The organism is Deferribacter thermophilus (assembly GCF_049472675.1).
GTDB classification, from domain to species: domain Bacteria; phylum Chrysiogenota; class Deferribacteres; order Deferribacterales; family Deferribacteraceae; genus Deferribacter; species Deferribacter thermophilus.
In genome coordinates, this window is the sequence record NZ_JAPNXM010000002.1 from 17,079 (window position 1) to 37,031 (window position 19,953).

General features: G+C 30.9%; 20 protein-coding genes. 11 read left to right on the forward strand and 9 right to left on the reverse strand.

What is annotated here, in order from left to right; translation table 11 throughout:
- Positions 1-226 precede the first annotated feature (226 nt).
- The 4 genes from OWM07_RS02045 to OWM07_RS02060 are packed head-to-tail and all read right to left on the reverse strand — an operon-like array spanning position 227 to position 4,132.
- A complete protein-coding gene (locus OWM07_RS02045) occupies positions 227-490 on the reverse strand; it encodes a cysteine-rich small domain-containing protein (RefSeq protein WP_423302010.1) in 264 nt (87 codons plus the stop codon).
- Complete coding sequence (locus OWM07_RS02050) at positions 480-3,218, reverse strand: hybrid sensor histidine kinase/response regulator (protein WP_423302011.1); 2,739 nt, start codon at positions 3,216-3,218, stop codon at positions 480-482. The genes OWM07_RS02045 and OWM07_RS02050 overlap by 11 nt, the downstream gene beginning before the upstream one ends.
- Complete coding sequence (locus tag OWM07_RS02055; RefSeq protein WP_423302012.1) at positions 3,205-3,579, reverse strand: ABC transporter substrate binding protein; 375 nt, start codon at positions 3,577-3,579, stop codon at positions 3,205-3,207. The genes OWM07_RS02050 and OWM07_RS02055 overlap by 14 nt, the downstream gene beginning before the upstream one ends.
- Positions 3,557-4,132: an ABC transporter substrate binding protein gene (locus OWM07_RS02060; protein ID WP_423302013.1), complete on the reverse strand. Its 576-nt coding sequence runs from the start codon at positions 4,130-4,132 to the stop codon at positions 3,557-3,559. The genes OWM07_RS02055 and OWM07_RS02060 overlap by 23 nt, the downstream gene beginning before the upstream one ends.
- 307 nt (positions 4,133-4,439) lie before the next feature.
- Between OWM07_RS02060 and OWM07_RS02065 the strand changes: the two genes are divergently transcribed.
- The 9 genes from OWM07_RS02065 (at position 4,440) to rpsU (ending at position 13,078) form a co-directional block, all read left to right on the forward strand.
- Positions 4,440-5,198: an NAD-dependent protein deacylase gene (locus tag OWM07_RS02065; protein ID WP_423302014.1), complete on the forward strand. Its 759-nt coding sequence runs from the start codon at positions 4,440-4,442 to the stop codon at positions 5,196-5,198.
- A complete protein-coding gene (locus OWM07_RS02070; protein ID WP_423302015.1) occupies positions 5,191-5,682 on the forward strand; it encodes an HIT family protein in 492 nt (163 codons plus the stop codon). The genes OWM07_RS02065 and OWM07_RS02070 overlap by 8 nt, the downstream gene beginning before the upstream one ends.
- Positions 5,679-5,987, forward strand: coding sequence for a LapA family protein (locus tag OWM07_RS02075; protein ID WP_423302016.1), 309 nt, complete (start codon positions 5,679-5,681; stop codon positions 5,985-5,987). The genes OWM07_RS02070 and OWM07_RS02075 overlap by 4 nt, the downstream gene beginning before the upstream one ends.
- A 41-nt stretch (positions 5,988-6,028) precedes the next feature.
- The gene (locus OWM07_RS02080) at positions 6,029-7,033 is read left to right on the forward strand and encodes a tetratricopeptide repeat protein (protein ID WP_423302017.1); all 1,005 of its coding nucleotides are present in this window, start codon (positions 6,029-6,031) and stop codon (positions 7,031-7,033) included.
- A gap of 101 nt (positions 7,034-7,134) precedes the next feature.
- Positions 7,135-8,559 (forward strand): trigger factor, encoded by a 1,425-nt coding sequence (gene tig / locus OWM07_RS02085; protein ID WP_423302018.1) that lies wholly within the window; start codon positions 7,135-7,137, stop codon positions 8,557-8,559.
- Between the two features lie 4 nt (positions 8,560-8,563).
- Positions 8,564-9,151 (forward strand): ATP-dependent Clp endopeptidase proteolytic subunit ClpP, encoded by a 588-nt coding sequence (gene clpP, locus OWM07_RS02090; protein WP_423302019.1) that lies wholly within the window; start codon positions 8,564-8,566, stop codon positions 9,149-9,151.
- Positions 9,152-9,214: 63 nt separating this feature from the next.
- A complete protein-coding gene (clpX, locus tag OWM07_RS02095) occupies positions 9,215-10,447 on the forward strand; it encodes an ATP-dependent Clp protease ATP-binding subunit ClpX (protein ID WP_423302020.1) in 1,233 nt (410 codons plus the stop codon).
- An 80-nt stretch (positions 10,448-10,527) separates the two neighbouring features.
- Entirely contained in the window at positions 10,528-12,843 is a 2,316-nt protein-coding gene (gene lon / locus OWM07_RS02100) for an endopeptidase La (RefSeq protein ID WP_423302021.1), read from the forward strand.
- A gap of 7 nt (positions 12,844-12,850) precedes the next feature.
- A complete protein-coding gene (gene rpsU / locus OWM07_RS02105) occupies positions 12,851-13,078 on the forward strand; it encodes a 30S ribosomal protein S21 (RefSeq protein ID WP_423302022.1) in 228 nt (75 codons plus the stop codon).
- Positions 13,079-13,102: 24 nt separating this feature from the next.
- Here the strand turns inward: rpsU and OWM07_RS02110 are convergent, their stop codons facing one another.
- The 5 genes from OWM07_RS02110 to OWM07_RS02130 all read right to left on the reverse strand — a co-directional run bounded on the left by OWM07_RS02110 (position 13,103) and on the right by OWM07_RS02130 (position 17,503).
- On the reverse strand, positions 13,103-13,273 hold the full coding sequence (locus OWM07_RS02110; protein WP_423302023.1) for a hypothetical protein: 171 nt from the start codon (positions 13,271-13,273) through the stop codon (positions 13,103-13,105).
- Positions 13,274-13,969 (reverse strand): MnmC family methyltransferase, encoded by a 696-nt coding sequence (locus OWM07_RS02115; RefSeq protein WP_423302024.1) that lies wholly within the window; start codon positions 13,967-13,969, stop codon positions 13,274-13,276. It abuts the gene before it with no gap.
- On the reverse strand, positions 13,941-15,488 hold the full coding sequence (gene nadB, locus OWM07_RS02120; protein WP_423302025.1) for an L-aspartate oxidase: 1,548 nt from the start codon (positions 15,486-15,488) through the stop codon (positions 13,941-13,943). The genes OWM07_RS02115 and nadB overlap by 29 nt, the downstream gene beginning before the upstream one ends.
- A complete protein-coding gene (locus tag OWM07_RS02125; protein ID WP_423302026.1) occupies positions 15,488-16,066 on the reverse strand; it encodes a hypothetical protein in 579 nt (192 codons plus the stop codon). Before OWM07_RS02125 ends, nadB begins: the two co-directional genes overlap by 1 nt.
- A 138-nt stretch (positions 16,067-16,204) precedes the next feature.
- The gene (locus OWM07_RS02130) at positions 16,205-17,503 is read right to left on the reverse strand and encodes a radical SAM family protein (protein ID WP_423302027.1); all 1,299 of its coding nucleotides are present in this window, start codon (positions 17,501-17,503) and stop codon (positions 16,205-16,207) included.
- A gap of 101 nt (positions 17,504-17,604) precedes the next feature.
- Between OWM07_RS02130 and eno the strand changes: the two genes are divergently transcribed.
- Positions 17,605-18,888: a phosphopyruvate hydratase gene (gene eno / locus OWM07_RS02135; protein WP_423302028.1), complete on the forward strand. Its 1,284-nt coding sequence runs from the start codon at positions 17,605-17,607 to the stop codon at positions 18,886-18,888.
- An 86-nt stretch (positions 18,889-18,974) separates the two neighbouring features.
- Entirely contained in the window at positions 18,975-19,904 is a 930-nt protein-coding gene (locus tag OWM07_RS02140) for a peptidoglycan DD-metalloendopeptidase family protein (protein WP_423302029.1), read from the forward strand.
- Positions 19,905-19,953: the final 49 nt, after the last annotated feature.

Genomic DNA, 19,953 nt, shown 5'->3' on the forward strand with positions numbered 1-19,953 from the left:
TTTCTGTTTCATAGGTCACCTCCAATCAATCTATGGATGTTTACACACCCAAAGTTATTAATAAACCTTAAAAAAAAATATGCAATAACTATTAAAAAAGTAGGAATTTAATAATTATGTTTTTATTTAAAAATCATTTAAAAATGTAATAATATCAAGATATTGTCTGTAAAATGATGGTTATTTTATACAGAAAAAAGTTAATTAGAATATAAGCAAAACAGTGTTATTTTTCGGTTTTAGTTATAAAATTAACTTTGTCAGGGTTATCAAATATCTCTTTTAGTTTTTTCATTACAAATTCATAGCTGTTTTCGTCGTGATTTTTTGTACAATCTGAGCAATCTTTATAACCGTTTGTAAATTTGTAATCTCCGCCACAGTCAGAGATAAAATAAAGAGGACAAAAACAAAATAAACAATTTTGATTTTCCAATTTATGACAGGGATAAAATTCACAAGATTTATTACTATAATGTTTATAGCTCATTTTTCCCCTCGTCAGATAAGTTTTCCAAAATTGCATAAATATCATCTATATTTATAGGTTTTTTGAGAGCTGCTGCAAAACCATAAATTTGATAATTTGAGAGTAAATCATCATCAGAATAACCACTCATAACAACAGTTTTGACATCTATCTTATTTTTGATGAGATATTTTATTAAATCTTTTGCACCCATACCACCTTTAACTGTAACGTCAGCAAATATTATATCAAATTTTTCTGTTTGTAGCATTTCGATTGCTTCTTCACCTGTTGCAACCGATTTTACACTACACCCTATTGATTTCATTAGAAGATTCATAGAATCTCTTATATAAAAATCGTCATCAACTACTAAAATACGCTTTCTTATCCGTCCTAAATGCATGATATTTTCATTTTGAGCTTTTTCATCTTGCTTTCTTACCAATGGAAGATAAATAATAAACTCTGTTCCTTCACCTTTTATTGATTTAACACTTATATGGCCATTATGGTTTTTAATGATGTTGTATGTTATGAAAAGGCCTAGTCCGCTTCCTCTTTCTTTTGTTGAAAAATATGGGTCGAAGATTTTATCTATAATACCTTCTTCAATTCCTGGCCCATTATCTTTTACTCTTATAAGTGCATAGTCCCCTTTTGTTAATCCCATTAAGTTCTTACTTATATATTTGGTTTCTATAAAAACTGTTATCTTACCTTTATTTTTCATCGCTTCTTTAGCGTTTATGAAAAGGTTTTGAAATACCTGAAAAATTTGGGTTTCATCCCCTTTGATGTAAACATTATCTAACTGGGAATTCAAATCTAAAGTTATATTACTCCCAGCAAGTGAAAGTTCTTTTGCTGTATTAATTATCTCTTTTAGATTTATAATATCGTTTTTAACTATGTCGCCAGATGATAAGGTAAAAAGTTTGTTTGAAATATTTTTCCCCTGATCTACAATTTCGTCAATTTTATATATTACATCGATACTATCTGCACCAGATAGTTTTACCAAAGATATATAATTTTTTATAGATGCTAGTATATTGTTAAAGTCGTGAGCAATCCCTCCAGCTAACAATCCGATTGATTCTAATTTGTTTTTTCTTAATTCTTCCATTTCACGATGAACTTCATCAGTTATGTTGTAAAGAACAATTAAAAAACCTTCACCTTTTGTATTGAAAAAGAGAGGAGCTTTGAAAATATTTAAAATATAAGTTTGGTTTTTATTGTTAGTAAAGTAGTATCTGTTTGATGTATCTGGTAAATTTAGTAAATTATATTTTTCACCGTTTGATTCCAGAATTAATTCATTGATTAAATTTGTATTTTTATCAAAACATGTGATATTATAAAATGCTTGATTAGCTATATCTATTGAACCATCAAAGTTTATTAATGCAATCCCTTCTTTTACATGGTTAATGACAGTTTCCAATTTTTCTTTTTCATATTGTATTTTTTTATTTAATTGCATAGTTATTGTATAATCGTGTATTGCTATTAAGAAATTATCGGAAATTTTATAACTTTTTATAACTGCATATTTTCTTGGGTCATTATTGTTTCTAAGTTTTGCTATATTGATAAAATCACTTAAAGTAGCTTCTATTTTACTTAAATAGTTACACCCTTCACACGGGGTGTTTCTGTTTGCAAAGACTTGATAACATTTTTTATTAATTACTTCATTATTGGTATTGATAAAATGTTTTTCTGCTTCATTCATAAATTTTAGATTGTAATCTTTATCTATAATGTAGATACCCATTTCCAGTGTATTTAAAATCTTTAATAAATTTTGCTCTGATTCCTTGATAGTTGCTAATTTTTCGTAGTATTTTTTCAAAAAATCATTAAATTCTATAATTTCTGTATATGTTATCTCTTTTATCCCTTTTCCTTCTTCAATATCTTTTATTGAGTTTGAAAACTTATTGAGTGGAGCTATTAAATATTTTTTCAGTGTGTTTGTGATAAGAATAATTATAACAACTAAGGCTATAATTATAGCAATAGCAAATTTTAAGTTGTTGTAAATATAAGGTGTGAAATAAGATTTATTTTTCTTTAAAACTATGAATACATTAAAATCAGGTAAGTATTTTGTATAAAAATAAAAGTTTTTATGTGAAACTATTTTATCAACATTAGATTTATTAAATGGGATTATTTCTGGAGTATAAAATGTTAAAAGTATATTGTTTTTGGAATACAGATGAATATCTGCCTCTATTTCTTTTTTCAAGTCAAATAATAGTTGATTGATGTTAAATATTGAAATGATCTTTGAATCATCTAATTTTGTCACAAGAATATAGGAAAGAATACCTTTTTCCAATGAAATTTCATTTTTATTAAATTTTAAAATTTCTTCTGGGCTTAATATCCTTACTTTACCAAAATTAAAGATTACTTCGTCTTTTTTTATTATAAAGAAATGTTTGAGATTCTTTAGTTTGTAAAGTTGATATTTAAAAAGATTTATATCTAAACTGTTTGGTTCTTTTAAGTAAATTTCTACAATGTTTTTTAGGTTTTTATGTTCACTTACAAATTTTGTTTTTGTTATTGTTTCTATTTTACTAATACTGTCTGCGAAATAATTTTTGATGAACTTATTGTAGTCAGTTTTTAGTATGAAAAGTAAATAAGTTATAAAAAATATTATAAAAATTAAAGCTATTAGTAAAAATCTTTTAAAAAGAAATGTTGAAAAGTGCTCACTTCTCTTCATTTACAACCTTTTCTGATAGTAAATTACAAAGTGGATTTATCTGCAAATTATATTTTTTAATTCTGTAATTGTTTATGTAAAGTGATATTTCTTGGGGTTGTTGATAGGGGATAAGATTTATATCGACTCCATTTAAAATTGCACTTATAATTAATGCAGTTTGTTTACCTATGTTGTAAAAATCAGGTGAATAGCTAAGTGTGGCACCTTTGTATATAAAAGAATTGTCCATTGGGATAACAGGTATGTTATATTTATCTGCTATAACTAAAATATTTTTGAAATTTTTCGCTAATTCTGGTATAGGTGCTATAATTATTATTGATTTATTTTTAAAGTCATTTTTTTTTGAGTAACTCATCATAACTTAGAATAGTTGAGGGAGTTTTTATATTTAAGTAATTCACTTTATTGAAATATTTAATATGTGATTTAAAAATAGGGTTATCGTGAGTTATGTAATAGATATGTTTGATTTTTGGAAAGCAGTATAAAGCCATTTCAACCCTTTTTGGAGTCAATTCAAATGCTTCGTGGGAAACTCCTGTGATATTTCTTCCTAAAACATCTAATTCTTTCGGGTCTGCAACTTCATTGAAAACTATTTTGAAATTGTAATTGTTATTATATTTTTTTACTTCTTTAAGAACAGGTGTAGTTGTTGTAAAAACAATATCAACATTATTTTTTTTGAACGATTCTAATATACCTTTTATCAATGACAAGTTACCGTTTATATTTTCTATAAGAAATTTTGGGTTGTAACCCAATTCAGTCAATCCATCTTTTAATCCTAAATAGGCAGTTTCAAATTGCTTTGAAAAAAGGATGACGCCTATACGGGTATAGTTATCTTTGGCTAATGTAGATGAGCATACTATAAAAAGAATAATTATAATTTTTATAAATTGCATAATGTTTTTTATATTAACAGTGTAAAATTTGCAATAATAAAATAAAAGATATTGCATAAGAAATATTTTGATAAAATATCAAATCATTAGATTAGTTCAGCGACTTGACCTCAAAATGCTTTCATTGCGAGCGTCAGCAACTCAATCAGTGAACTTGAGCATTTATTACAGTGCAATACCTAGCTTTATATTAGATTATTTCATCGATTGCATGTCTTGCAGGGGTTATTTTTGTTATTTTATTAGTTCATTATTAAATTTTATTCTTTAAGTTGATTTAAAAATCATTTATTGTTATACAACTGTTATGAATACTGATAAAATTAATGAACTAAAAAATTTGATAAATTTATCTAACAATATAGTGTTTTTTACTGGAGCTGGGATTAGTACTGAGAGCGGTATCCCAGATTTTAGGTCTCCGGAATCTGGGTTATGGAACAAATACTCAGATTTGGATTTTATTTCGATTGATGGTTTCAAGAGAAATCCTGATAAGTTTTATAATTTTGCTATAAATACCTTTGATATTATATTTAAAGCTGAGCCTAATATCGCTCACTATTATATTGCAGAACTTGAAAAAGAAGGGAAAGTGTCAGCAGTTATTACTCAAAATATTGACGGTTTACATCAGAAAGCAGGCTCTCAGAATGTGTTGCAATTGCATGGTGATTTGACTCATTCTATATGTTTAAAATGCAATGAAAAGTTTTCGACAAGAAGGATGTTTAAGATTGCAAAGGATACTGGCAAAGCTCCAGTTTGCCCTCAATGTGGTGGTATAATAAAACCTGATGTGGTATTCTTTGGAGAATCATTACCTGCCGATACATTGGAAAAATCTGTGGAATATTCAAAAAATTGTGATTTGTTTATAGTAATGGGTTCTTCTCTTGTTGTTATGCCTGCTGCTTTATTGCCAGGATATGCAAAAGAGGCTGGTGCAAAGGTTGTAATTTTAAATAAAACTCCTACACCTTATGATTCTTTAGCCGATATAGTTATTCACGACAAATTGAGTAATGTGGTCAATAAGTTAAAAGATGGGGTGTTAGATGGATAGATTATGGGCTCCTTGGAGAATGACTTATATTTCTGGAGAGCATAAAGATGAAGGGTGTATTTTTTGTAATAAACCTAAAGAGGATAGGGATAGGGAAAATCTAATATTATATAGAGGAAATTATAACTTTATAATAATGAATTTATTCCCTTATAACAACGGGCACTTAATGATAGCACCTTATAGGCATATAGGGGATTTAGAAGATTTAAACGAAGATGAGATGTTGGAGATGATGAAGTTAATACAAAAAAGTATAAGGGCTTTTAAAAAATGTATGAGACCAGATGGTTTTAACGCAGGTTTTAATATTGGTAGAGCTGCTGGAGCTGGTATTGTGGATCATGTACATTTTCATGTGGTGCCTCGATGGGTTGGGGATACAAATTTTATGCCCACTTTAACAGGGACTAAAGTTATTTCTGAGCATATTTTAAATACCTATGATAAATTATATAAAGAATTACATTCGGAGGAATTATGAAAATAATTGGTACTTTAATCAAAACTTTAATTATTGCAATTATAGTATTGTTTGCAGCATTTAATATGCAACCAGTTGATATAAAATATTTTTTTAACAAACCACCTATTCAAGTGCCACTCTTTGTTGTTATTTTGGCATCATTTATATTGGGGATATTAATTACAGCTTTTATAGCTTTCGTTGAAAAGCTTAAAACTAATAGAGAGATTAGTAAATTAAGAAAAGAGAAGAAAGAGTTGGAAAGTGAAATTGTTAGACTTAAAAATCTTCCATTGACAAAAGAGTTGGATAAAAAGGGTTAATGTTTTTCTTGAGAAAATTATTGGATAAATTGAGGAACAAGGTGGACGATAAAAGTAAAAAATATTTTTTAAAAGGTTTTGGTTACTTAATTAATCAGGATTATGACAGGGCTCTCGATGAGCTAAAAGAAGTTGTTATGCAAAATACGCATATTATAGAGATGTATATTGCCTTGGGGACTTTATACCGTAAAAAAGGTGAATATCTCAAGGCGATACATATCCATGAAAGTGCTGTTGGTGAAAAAAATATTAGAGATGATTTGAAAAAGCAGGTTTTGCATGAACTTGTATTAGATTATAAATTATCTGGGCAGTATGATAAAGCTCTGTATAATTTGAACAATCTTTTAAAAATGGATAAATCCCCCGTACTTTATAAGTTACTTGCCACTTTATATTTTGATAAAGGGGAGTATGAATCTGCAATAAAGAATTTTACAAGATATTCTAAGATGAGTAAAAGGGATGTTACAAAAGAAATTGCTTTATGCTATTACAATTTAGCTGGTAAGAGTGAAGATTACAAAAAAAAGATAAAGCTTTTGAAGAAAAGCATTGAATATTTTAAAACATTTAGATTGGCAAATTATAGACTTCTTGATGAATATGTTAATAAGAATGAGAGAAAGTTAGTATTTAATCAATTAATTAGTATTATTGAAAATGATATTTTTTATACTGTTGATGATGTGAATATAGTTTCTAATATATTTTTTGATGATGGCAAATTAGAAGATTTTGTAAAAAAGTGTATAGAGAAAGTCTCTAAAAAGAATAAGAATCCTCTTTATCACATATATTTATCTGGATATTATCAGAAAAAAGGGGATTTGGAAAAGGCTAAGAAAATACTTGGTGAATATCTGATAGAGAATAAAAAAGTGGTTGTTGTTAATAAATATTTAGAGTTGACAAATGATCCTATCATTGTTCATTTAAAAGATGAATTGATATATAAGTGTGATAGCTGTGGTGAAAAGTTTTCGTTTTATTTTGATATTTGTCCGAAATGCAATGGAATTCAAACTTTGGCTTTTAATTGAAAAAACACTTGATTTTACTGTTTTTTAAAACTATAGATACAGTTTACTGTAAAATGGTACAATTTCCGTACCTAAAAATCCTATAAAGAAAAGGGGAGAGTATGAAAGTAGAAGTAAAAAATGCTGAAAAATCACAAAAAGAACTTTCAATTGAAATACCAGTGGAAAAATATAATGCTGCCTTTGAGGAGGAATATAAAAAAATTGCTCCAACTGTTAACATACCTGGCTTTAGAAAGGGGAAAGCTCCAAGAAGTATTGTATTAAAGCAGTTTAAACATAGAATAAGTGTAAATGCTTTAGAAAAAGTTATTAATGAATCAATTATTCAGGCACTAACAGAGAACAATATAAATCCACTTAGTTCACCAAATGTTAAGGATGTTAACTTTGAAGAGGGTGAGCCAATTACTTTTAAAGTGTATGTGGATGTTTTCCCAGAATATGATGTGGAAAAAATAGATGGTTTTGAATTTGTTAAAGAGATTGATGAAGTTACTGATGAAGATGTAGAGCAAGTTTTGGAAAAATTGAAGTTACAAAATATATCTTATGAGCCAAAAGAGGATGCCACCGTAGAAAATGGGGATATGGTTGTGATCGATTTTGAAGGTTTTGTTGATGGAGAACCTTTTGAAGGTGGCAGTGCTAAAGATTATTCTTTTGTGGTAGGCTCAAACACACTTTTGAAAGATTTTGAAAACGGGCTTTTGGGACACAAAAGTGGTGAAGAGTTTGAAATAGAAGTTAAATTTCCTGATGATTATTATGAAAAAAATTTGGCTGGTAAAACTGCTACATTCAAAATTAATCTAAAAGAGGTTAAGAAAAGAGTGGAGCCTGAATTAGATGATGATTTTGCAAAAGATGTTGATGAGGAGTGTGAAACATTAGAAGATCTCAAAAACAAGATTAGAAAAGAATTAGAAGAAGAGGTTCAGCAGATAGCGAAAGAAAATTTGTATGAGCAGATAATTGAAAAGTTATTAGAAGTAAATAAATTTGATGTGCCAGATACTTTAGTTAGAGAACAGGCTGAAAGATTAGCAACACAAACTATGCAGCAGTATCAATATATGTATGGAGTAAATGCTGAGCAGCTCGGTTTTGATAAAGAAAAACTTGTAGAACATTATTGGAATTTGGCTGAAAAGCAGGTTAAAAGTGGTCTAATATTAAACAAAATTGCAGAAAAAGAGAATATAGATGTTACTCAGGAGGAGCTGGATAAGAAAATAGAGGAATTAGCAAATAAATTGAAAAAGAATGTTGATGAATACAAAAAGGAGCTTGAAGCTTATGGTGGTATAAATAATATTAAAAATAACCTGTTAACAGATAAGATATTTGATTTTATCATTAGTAAGAATAAGCTTGAAGAAAAAATAGTAACAAAAGAGGAAAGAGCTAAAAGGAAAAAAGAAGAAGAGGAAAAAGCTAAAAAGGCTGCAGAAAAAACGATGAAGTCTATGGAAGCACAAGAAGAAGAAAAACAAGATAAAAATAAAGAAGCAGATGGAGAGTAATAATATGAGCTTTTATGTTCCTTATGTCATCGAACAAACAGGTAGAGGGGAAAGAGTTTATGATATCTACTCCAGATTGTTAAAAGATAGAATTATTTTCCTTGGTACAGCAATAGATGATACAGTGGCAAATGTTGTAATTGCTCAGATGCTCTTTTTAGAAGCAGAAGATCCAGATAAGGACATATATCTCTATATTAATAGTCCAGGTGGTGTTATTACCAGTGGTTTAGCAATATACGATACAATGAACTATATAAAACCAGATGTATCTACTATATGTATAGGTCAGGCTGCCAGTATGGCTGCTGTATTGTTATCTAGTGGAGCAAAAGGTAAAAGGTTTGCCTTACCTAATGCAAGGATAATGATTCATCAACCTCTTGGCGGATTCCAAGGGCAAGCTAAAGATATTGAAATTCATGCAAATGAGATACTTAGGATGAAAAAGATGTTAAACGAAATTTTATCTAAAAATACGGGACAGCCGATTGAAAAAATTGAGAAAGATTCTGATAGAGATTTTTTTATGAGTGCATTAGAAGCTAAAGAGTATGGCCTTATTGACGATTGTATTGAAAAAAGAGGTTGATAATAGATTTGTTTGGTCTATCTTTGTAAAAATGAAAAATATAAAATTTGAGGTGAGTTTATTATGAGTAAAAAGAACTCTCTATTCTGCTCTTTCTGTGGAAAGAGTCAGGATGAGGTAAAAAAGTTAATAGCAGGTCCTAGTGTTTATATTTGTGATGAGTGTGTAGAACTTTGTGCTGAGATAATCCAAGAAGATATGAAAGATACTGATGAAGATAAAAGTATAAAGCTTTTAAAACCAGCTGAAATTAAATCTAAATTAGATGAATATGTTATTGGGCAAGAAGATGCTAAAAGAGTTTTGAGTGTAGCTGTTTATAACCATTATAAAAGAATTCTTTATGGCAAAAAGACCGATGTTGAGCTTGAGAAATCAAATATTTTAATGATTGGGCCTACTGGTACGGGGAAAACTTTGCTTGCAAGGACACTTGCTAAGATTTTGAATGTTCCTTTTGCTATAGCTGATGCCACTACCCTTACTGAAGCAGGATATGTGGGTGAAGATGTTGAAAATGTTGTGTTAAAACTTATACAAGCTGCAGATTATGATATTGAAAGAGCGTCTAAAGGGATAATATTCATTGATGAAATAGATAAAATTTCTAGAAAAACAGATAGCCCATCTATTACGAGAGATGTAAGTGGTGAAGGTGTTCAGCAGGCATTGCTTAAAATTATAGAAGGGACTGTAGCGAATATCCCTCCTCAAGGTGGGAGGAAGCATCCTCATCAAGAATATCTACAGATAGATACAACAAATATCCTTTTTATATGTGGTGGTGCTTTTGCAGGGTTGGAAGAAGTTATAAAAAGGAGAATTGGTAAAAAAACTTTAGGGTTTAATACCGAGATAGAAAATAAAAATAATCTATCTCGTGATGAAATATTAAAAAATGTTCAGCCAGAAGATTTGATAAAATATGGACTTATCCCAGAATTTGTAGGAAGACTACCTGTTATTGCTACGCTTCACGACTTAGATGAAGAAGCTCTTATAGCAATTTTGACAGAGCCTAAAAACTCTCTTGTTAAACAGTTCCAAGAGATGTTTAAAATAGATAATGTGAAGCTTACTTTTACTCAAGGCGCTCTTAGAGCTATTGCTAAAAAAGCTATAGCAAGGAAAACGGGTGCAAGAGGGCTTAGGTCTATCGTAGAAGAAGCTATGTTGGATCTAATGTATAAAATCCCTTCTATGACAGATTTGAAGGAGTGCATTGTAAACGAAGATGTTATAAATAATAATGCTGAACCTATATTAATTTTTGAAAATAAAAAGGAGTCGGCATAACTTTTAGTTATGCTGATCCCTTTTCTCTTAAATCTTCAAAAGTAATAAGTTCATTATAAAATCTAATTGTTGAGGGTAAGATGGCTAATATCGAACAATATCCAATGATACCGCTTAGAGATTTGGTGGTTTTCCCATATATGATTGTTCCTGTTTTTGTGGGAAGACCTAAATCAGTTTCTGCAGTAAGAATTGCTCAAGATACAGATAAAAAGATTTTTCTTTCACTACAGAAGGATTCAAAGGTTGATGTGCCTTCATTAAATGATATTTATGATGTCGGAGTAGTTGCAGATGTTTTGCAGGTATTAAAACTGCCCGATAATTCCATCAAGATTTTAGTGGAAGGTTTAAAAAGAGCTAAAATTTTAAATTTAGTTGATGATGATGAAACTATTTTTGTTGAAGTTGCTGAGTTAACAGATATTATTGACAATGAGCAGCTTCATGTACCTATAAAAGAATCTCTTTTGAAAACCTTTGAAGAATATGTAAAAGTTTCTAAGAAGATACCTGCTGAAATTTTTGATTCTTTAAAGGACATTCAAAGTCTTAACAAAATAACTTACTTAATAGCATCTAATCTGCAGATAAAACTCAATGACTTACAATCAATTCTTGAAATCGATTCTGTTGTAGATAGAGCAGAAAAACTTATTGAGCTTTTACAAACAGAGATTGAGATAGCCAAAATAGATGAAAGGATAAAGCATAGAGTAAAAGCACAGATGTCAAAAGCACAACGGGAATATTATTTAAATGAGCAAATTAAGGCTATTCAAAAAGAGTTAGGAAAAGATGATGACCTAAAAGCTGATATTGAAGAAATAGAAGCTAAAATAAAAGAACTGAATATGCCTGAAGAGGTAAGGGAGAAGGCTGAAAGGGAACTTAGAAAGTTAAAAATAATGCCTCCTATGAGTGCTGAAACTACAGTTGTTAGAAATTATTTAGACTGGATTGTAAATCTTCCATGGGGGATTTTTACGGAAGATAAAATCGATATAAAAAAAGCAGAAGAGATTTTAGATAGAGATCACTATGGTTTGGAAAAGGTAAAAGAAAGAATTTTAGAATTTTTAGCTGTTAGAAAAGTTTCTCCAGATATAAAAGGACCAATAATATGTTTTGTGGGGCCTCCAGGGGTTGGTAAAACATCTTTGGCAAAATCTATTGCAGAGGCTTTAGGGAGGAATTTCGTTCGTATTAGCCTTGGAGGAGTTAGAGATGAAGCAGAAATAAGAGGGCATAGGAGAACATATATTGGAGCTTTGCCTGGGAAACTGATTCAATCCATGAGAAAAGCCAAAAGTATGAACCCTGTTTTTTTACTTGATGAAATTGATAAGTTGGGTTCTGATTTTAGAGGGGATCCTGCATCAGCGTTGTTAGAGGCTTTAGATCCTGAGCAAAATAACTCATTTATGGATCATTATTTAGAAGTGGAGTTTGATTTATCAAAGGTATTTTTTATTACCACAGCAAATACTACAGAAACAATTCCAAGTGCCTTGTTAGATAGGATGGAAGTTATTTACATTTCAGGATATACTGAAAAGGAAAAATTCAATATCGCTAAAAGCTTCTTAATCCCTAAACAATTAAAAGAGCATAAAGTTGATTCACAAAAAGTTAAAATTGCTGATTCAGCAATTATGGAGCTTATATGGTATTATACTCGCGAAGCTGGGGTTAGGAATTTAGAAAGGGAGATAGCAGCTTTAGTAAGAAAAGGGGTAAAAAAACTGGTAAGTAATGATAATGTTAAAAGAGTCCTTATAAATAGTAAAAACATTGAAAAGTATTTAGGTGTAAGAAAATTTAGAATTGAAGAAGTTGAGGAAGATTTCGAAATAGGAGTTGCTACAGGGTTAGCTTGGACACCATTTGGCGGAGAGATATTACAGACGGAAGTTGCTATTTTTGATGGGAATGGGAAGATGACTATCACAGGCCAGATTGGTGAAGTAATGCAAGAATCCGCCCAGGCAGCTTTAACAGTGGTAAAAAGTAGAGCTGGTAAATATCAAATACCAGATTACAAATTTAAAGAATATGACATGCATGTGCATGTGCCAGAAGGTGCTGTGCCAAAGGATGGCCCATCTGCAGGGATTACTATTGCCACAGCTATTTTGTCAGCTCTTACAGAAAGACCAGTAAATTGTAGAGTAGCAATGACAGGAGAGATCACTCTAAGGGGTAAAGTATTACCTGTAGGTGGTATAAAAGAAAAAGTCCTTGCTGCCCACAGGGCAAAATTAAAGGATGTAATTATACCGTATGAAAATAATAAGGACTTGACAGAAATACCAACTGATGTTAAAAGAGAAATCCGTTTTCATCTAGTGAAAACGATTGATGAAGTATTTGATATAGTACTTAAAAAAAATTAGAAAAGGGGTGATTGCGTTGGCTGTAAACGCTATTGTGAAAGTTGAAGGGGACAATATCGATTATGCCTTAAAGCTTCTTAAAAAGAAGGTTGGAAGAGAAGGGCTTGTACGTGAAATTAAAAGGCACACCTATTACGAAAAACCTACCGAAGTTAGAAGAAAGAAGCTTTTAAAGGCAAGAAGAAAGCAGCAAAAGCTTATTAGAAAGCTAAAAGAAAAATATAAGTATTATTAAAAAAAGCCCCTTTTCGGGGCTTTTTTATTTGGATGATTCTTCATTATCTAATTGTTGGTATAGATGATAAGCAGTATCAACACCTACAATTTTTTTTGCAGCCTCTAAAGATTTTAGCTTTATTTTCTTTTTTAAAATTAATTCCTTATAAAAATATTTTTTCTTTAGAATTTCTGCTTTTTCGTGCTGATCCATTTACAACCTCAATTTTTTATAAAAAATTGTTCCAGGCTGAAAAGCATCTGGCAACTTCTTTGTTTCATAAGGTATAAAACCAGCTCTATAAAAATCTTTTCTTACTCTATCTCTGCAGGAGTAGGTTACTACACAGCCATCTTCATCTAATAGATTAAAAAGTGTTTTGTAAACTGGTAATTGCCACATTTCAGGATTTTTTGAAATACTAAATGGATCAAAATATATTATATCAAAGGGTATTGAAAGAAATTTTATAGCTCTAAAAAAGTCATCTAATATAAGATATAGATTATAATTTTTAAAACTTTTGTTTTTTAATAACTTTTTTAATATTGAATAGCCAGTTTTTGGCCAGAATATATCATAATCTTTTATTAAGTCGATTAATGATTCATCTTTTTCTATTGTTACAATGTTTATTGTAGTAGTAATCTTTTTGCTTTCTAAATAATTTATAGTAGCTGCTATATTGTAACCAAGTCCTAAGAAAATATCCAGAATCCATAAAGATGATTTATCTTTGCATCTCTTCTCAATCTCAGCAGGCAAAACGAATTTGTGTAAGCTTTCAGTATATGCCCCAATAGATTTTGCATGATAACCTTCTTTATAATCTATATTATAGAAACTTATAGAACCATCAGCTGTGGCAAAAGGTTTTTTATTACCTGATAATGGGATTATATTCGCCATTTTCAAAAACTATATGCCAATTTTCCCTAATTTTTTCTGGATAATCTTTCCTGTAGTGAGCTCCTCTGCTCCCCTTTCTTATTTTAGCCGCTTTTACTAAAAGTTTTGATACCTGCAACATGTTGTAATACTCTAAACAGTTTCTGCAAACTTTATCAGTTTTTATATTATTTAGTTTATCATCAATATATTTTAAGGCTTCATTAAGTGAGTGTTCATCCCTAACAATGCTTGAATATTTCCACATAACCTCTTGAAGTTGTGATTTATCATTATCTAAATCACAATTAAAATGTGTAGGGAGATTTATTTTTATCTTTTTTATTTCTTTATTTTTTAAATCTATTAAGGCTGCTTTTGCAGCTCTACCACCAAACACAACACTTTCAAGAAGAGAATTACTTGCAAGTCTATTTGCACCATGAACACCTGTGCATGCACATTCACCACAAGCATAAAGGCCATTTATATTGGTTCTACCCCAGATATCGGTTTCGATCCCCCCCATATAATAATGTGCAGCTGGACTAACAGGGATTAAGTCTTTGGTAATATCCAATCTGTATTCTTTTAGGGTATTATAAATTTTAGGGAATCGATTTTTTACAAAATTTTTATCTAAATGAGTCATATCTAAATACACATATTCAGATTCTGTTTTTTGCATTTCAAAAAAGATTGCTCTACTGACGATATCTCTTGGTGCTAATTCACCCATTTCATGATAGTTAAAACAAAATCTTTCTTTATGGATATTTCTTAAAATACCCCCTTCACCACGCATTGATTCACTAAGTAAAAAAGCTGGAGCATCTTTTAAATGTAAGGCAGTAGGGTGAAACTGATAAAATTCTAAATCTTTTAATGTAGCTTTTGCCCTGAATGCTATAGCAATACCATCCCCAGTAGCAACTTCAGGGTTTGTTGTTCTTTTGAAAATCCTTCCTGCACCACCAGTTGCTAATATGACCCCTTTTGCAAAGATAGGGTAAATTTCTTTATTGTTTTCGTCAATGACAGTTAATCCGTAAACTTCATAATTATCTGTAATTAAATCGATGACAAAGGTATTTTGTAAAAAGGTGATATTTGATATTCTTGAAGCATGTTCTTTTAAGGTTCTAACTATTTCAAAACCTGTTGCATCACCGTGGGCATGGATTATTCTATTGACAGAGTGTGCTGCTTCTCTAGTGAATGAGAGATGATCCCCCACCATATCAAATTTAGCCCCCCAGGAGATTAACTCCCTTATATAGTGGGGGCCTTCATCAACTAATGTCATAACTGCATTTTTATCGCATAGGCCATCACCTGCTGCGATGGTATCTTCATAATGTAAAACTATGTCGTCTTCATCAGATAAAGCAACAGCTACACCACCTTGGGCGTGTTCTGAGCTCCCTTCGCCAATATTTGATTTTGTTATTACAGCTACTTTTCCGTAATTTGCTAAACCTATAGCTGCTCTTAAGCCAGCAGCTCCACTACCAACAACTAAATAATCAAATTTATTCATCAGAATCTCAATCCGATTTTTAATCCGTATTGCTTGACAGTTCCCATACTTGCTTCAGCATTAATTACAAATAATGGTAAAGGTGAAATTTGTAAACCTACAAAACCTCTATAAATTGTATTATGTTCATCATCTAGGTTTACTAAATCAGAATGCTCTTTGGTGTTTACTCTTAAAGCAGTGACACCTGCGTAAGGTGTAAACATCAAAAATCCTTTACTAATCATAAGATCTATTGACTGAGTGTTTACATCTAATTCATCAACCCCTTCAAGTTTTGAAAAAGCTCCTCTTACAGCTATAGCAGGTAATGCAACATTACCTTTTAAAATAGCATATTTTAACTCAACACCCCAAAGTCTTATATTTGTATTTGGTACATAAGTATACATACCCCCAATATCAATTCCAAATGGTAAACCTTTTTGCACATGCACTCTAGGAACTGGTAAATATGAATAAGGATCTTTGTCTGAAAAGATGGCTTTCCAATATTTTTTACCATCATCAATATCGGTTAAAACTAATTCCGCAGCAACATCAAAACCAGTAATGCCAAGGGGCTCAGCAGGTGACATAGGGTTGAATTGTAAAGCAACACCTAATTCTTTAGATAACTCTTAAATCATCTTGGGTAATGATTTCTGTGAATTTAAGATCTTTAGAATAAGAGGTTAAAGCAAATAGTGTTAAAAAAAGTAGTACAAATATCTTTTTCATCTTCTCCTCCTAACTTTTAGGTCTGGTAACCCAAAATCTTTATCAAAATCCTTTTTGGGTCTGTTAAAATACCCAAATTTTATATGCTTAAATCTCTTTTTAATTAATTTTAGCATATTTTTAAAGCCAATGATCTCTTCAGTTTTAAGTTTTAATTTTGAAAATAGATAGTCTGGGTCTATGTTTAAGTTTCTAAGTTGGATTAAGTCCACTTTATAGGCAGATAAAAAATCGATTAATGCATTAATTTCGCTTTCTCTATCGTTTATCCCTGGCATCATTAAATAATTCAATGATACATAAATATTGTATTTATTAGCTAACTCTATACTTTTTAAGACATCATCTAAACTATAACCAACAGGGTTGTAGTATGCATTATAGGTACTTTCAACAAAACTATTAATGCTTACTCTTAAACTATCAACACCAGCATCATAAATCTTTTTCATCTTTTCAGGGTTACTACAATTAGAATTGAAATTAATAGTCAATTCAGGAGCTTTTTTCTTAATTATTGATATCGCCTTAGCTATCACATCTGCAACCATTATAGGATCGCCTTCACACCCTTGACCAAAGCTGATTATTGGGTCTTGTGCTACTTCATAATGGTGTAGAGCAACTTCGACTATTTCATCAACAGTTGGGATAAAATTTATCCGTTGTTGAGGAGATGGGCAACACTCAGCAGGTTGAAGAGAAATACAACCTATACATCTACTATTACAAGTAGGAGAGGTGGGTAATGGGCATTCCCATCTGCCGTAAAAAACATTTTTTGCAGCTGTACAGTGATATTCTAAAGCACATTTTGATAATTGTCTATAAAGTCGGTTATTAGGGTATTTGTTTAATAATGAATCAACTTTAGGTTTAAGTTTGTCTGTAAAATCAAAAAGTTTTGGGTTCCATTTATTATCTAAGTCAACCTTTATAGCAGGGACAACAAATTTTCCATTTAACCATCCTACTGCAGTATATGCATAAAGTGGGTATATCTGATTAGTATATTTTTTATAAGATGGTAAAAAAAGTCTTAAATAGCCTGGAGGTAAAAAGACAGAAAGTGCATACCCCCTTTTAAATTCTTCCAATGATGCCGTTGTAGGATTGTAGGCTATTGGGTGTGAATTAGGTAAAAAATAGAAAGTGGTGCACTCAGGTATTTCTATCAATTCTAGTTCATAAGGTACAAAGTTGTAATTTTCACTTCTAACAACCATTTTAAGTTCTGGGTGATCGTAGATATTGCCATTTTTGTCTGCATAAACTAAGTTTGGGATTTCGTACAAATTTAACTCCTTATTAGCTAATAGTGATGAAATAATATTGTTTTTTTTATAAATTTTCAATATAAATAAATGTATTTAAAATTAATTATGGGGGTATAATCATGACAGATATTATCGATATTTATGCAAGAGAGATACTAGATTCTCGTGGTAATCCTACTGTAGAAGTTGAAGTTGTTACCAGTGGTGGTTTTGTTGGGATTGCTGCGGTTCCTTCTGGTGCATCTACTGGTGAGTTTGAAGCTGTTGAATTAAGGGATGGTGATAAAGACAGATATAATGGAAAAGGGGTTTTAAAAGCTGTTCAAAATGTTAATGAGATTATAGCTGAAGAATTAGAAGGGGTTGATGTTTTAGAACAGAAGCTTATAGATGAAATTCTATGTGATTTGGATGGGACAGAAAATAAGTCAAAACTTGGAGCAAATGCGATATTGGGTGTTTCTTTGGCTTGTGCAAAAGCTGCAGCTAATGCTTTAGAGTTGCCATTATATAGATACATTGGGGGAGTATTTGCTCATCAGTTACCTGTTCCTATGATGAATATTTTAAATGGTGGGAAACATGCTGATAATAATGTTGATATTCAAGAGTTTATGATAATGCCTGTGGGTGCTCACAGTTTTAAAGAAGCTTTGAGAATGGGGACAGAGACTTTTCATGCCTTAAAGAAAGTATTGAATGAAAAGGGGTACAGCACAGCAGTGGGTGATGAAGGTGGATTTGCACCAAATTTAAATTCAAATGAAGAAGCAATAGAAGTAATTTTAATGGCAATTGAAAAAGCTGGTTATAAGCCTGGAGAAGATATATACTTAGCTCTTGATGTTGCTTCCAGTGAATTGTATAAAAATGGAAAATATGTATTGGCAGCTGAGAAAAATCCTGAAAAAAGTGCTGATGATATGATAGAGTTTTATCAGTATTTGATCGCTAAATATCCGATAATCAGTATTGAAGATGGATTAGCTGAAGAGGATTGGGATGGCTGGAAAAAGTTGACAGATGCACTTGGAAATAAAATCCAGCTTGTTGGAGATGATCTCTTTGTTACTAATACTGAGAGACTTAATAAAGGAATAGAAAATGGTGTGGCTAACTCAATTTTGATAAAACTCAACCAAATAGGGACATTGACTGAAACTTTAGCAGCAATAGAAACTGCAAAGAGAGCAGGTTATACTTGTGTGATTTCTCATAGATCTGGGGAAACAGAAGATACAACAATTGCAGATTTGGCTGTGGCTGTTAATGCTGGTCAGATAAAAACAGGTTCTGCATGTAGAACGGATAGGGTATGTAAGTATAACAGGTTGCTAAGGATAGAGGATGAGTTGTTAGATCAAGCAATTTATCCTGGATTGAGTGCATTTTATAATTTATAAAAAGAAGAAGGGGTATCTACCCCTTTTTCCTCTTATTATTTTAATAATTTATTGACATACAAATGTATTTAGGATAATTTCAAAATATGAGTAAAAATGACAAAAAAATTACATTACTAATATTTGATGAAGCAGGTCAAAAAGAGGTAAAGTCTCTTTCCTTTAAAAAGAAAACATTTAAAATTACTTTAATATCCCTTTTAACAATTTTTATTATTACAATCGTGTCTATAGTATTGTTAAGTAAGCTTTATTCTGAACGGAGATTAATGTTAAGCTACAAAAGTGAGAATGAACTTTTAAAAGTAAGACTTAATGAGTATGCGAAAAGAGTTAATGAAATAGAGTCAAAACTTGTGTATCTTGATGATTTAGAGAAAGAGGTAAGAGAGTTAGCAAAATATGCTGATGAAAAGAATAAAAAGCTGGCGATAGGTGGCAAAGAGATAGATATTTTAAGAGATTATTCTGCTACTGCTGAAAGAAAGGAAGTGGAATTTTTTAATGAATTAAATAATACATTGTTGTCATTAACTACTGAGATTGAGAAAAAGCAAAATAGCTTATCAGAGCTAATAAATTTCCTAGAAGAGCAAAGATTGATGACTTTGTCTACTCCTTCAATATGGCCTGTTAGAGGCTGGATATCTAGTAAATTTGGATACAGGATATCACCTTTTACTGGTAGAAGAGTTTTTCATGAGGGGGTTGATATAGCTGCGAGATATGGTGCCCCTGTAAAGGCTACTGCAAAAGGTATTGTTATATATGCTGGTTATAAGCCAGGTTATGGAAAATTAGTTACAATTGACCATGGTTTTGGTTATGTTACAAGATATGCCCATAACAGTAAAATATTAGTAAAAGTTGGTCAGAGGGTCAATAAAGGGGATATAATAGCAAAAGTTGGAAGTTCTGGGCATAGCACTGGGCCACATGTTCATTACGAAGTTTTGGTCAATGGCGTTCCAGTAAATCCTTTAGAATTTATTAACGAAGCTGCAAACGACCAATAAATAATAAAATCTTTTAGATTGCTTAATAAGAGATTGCTCCGCAGGTTAT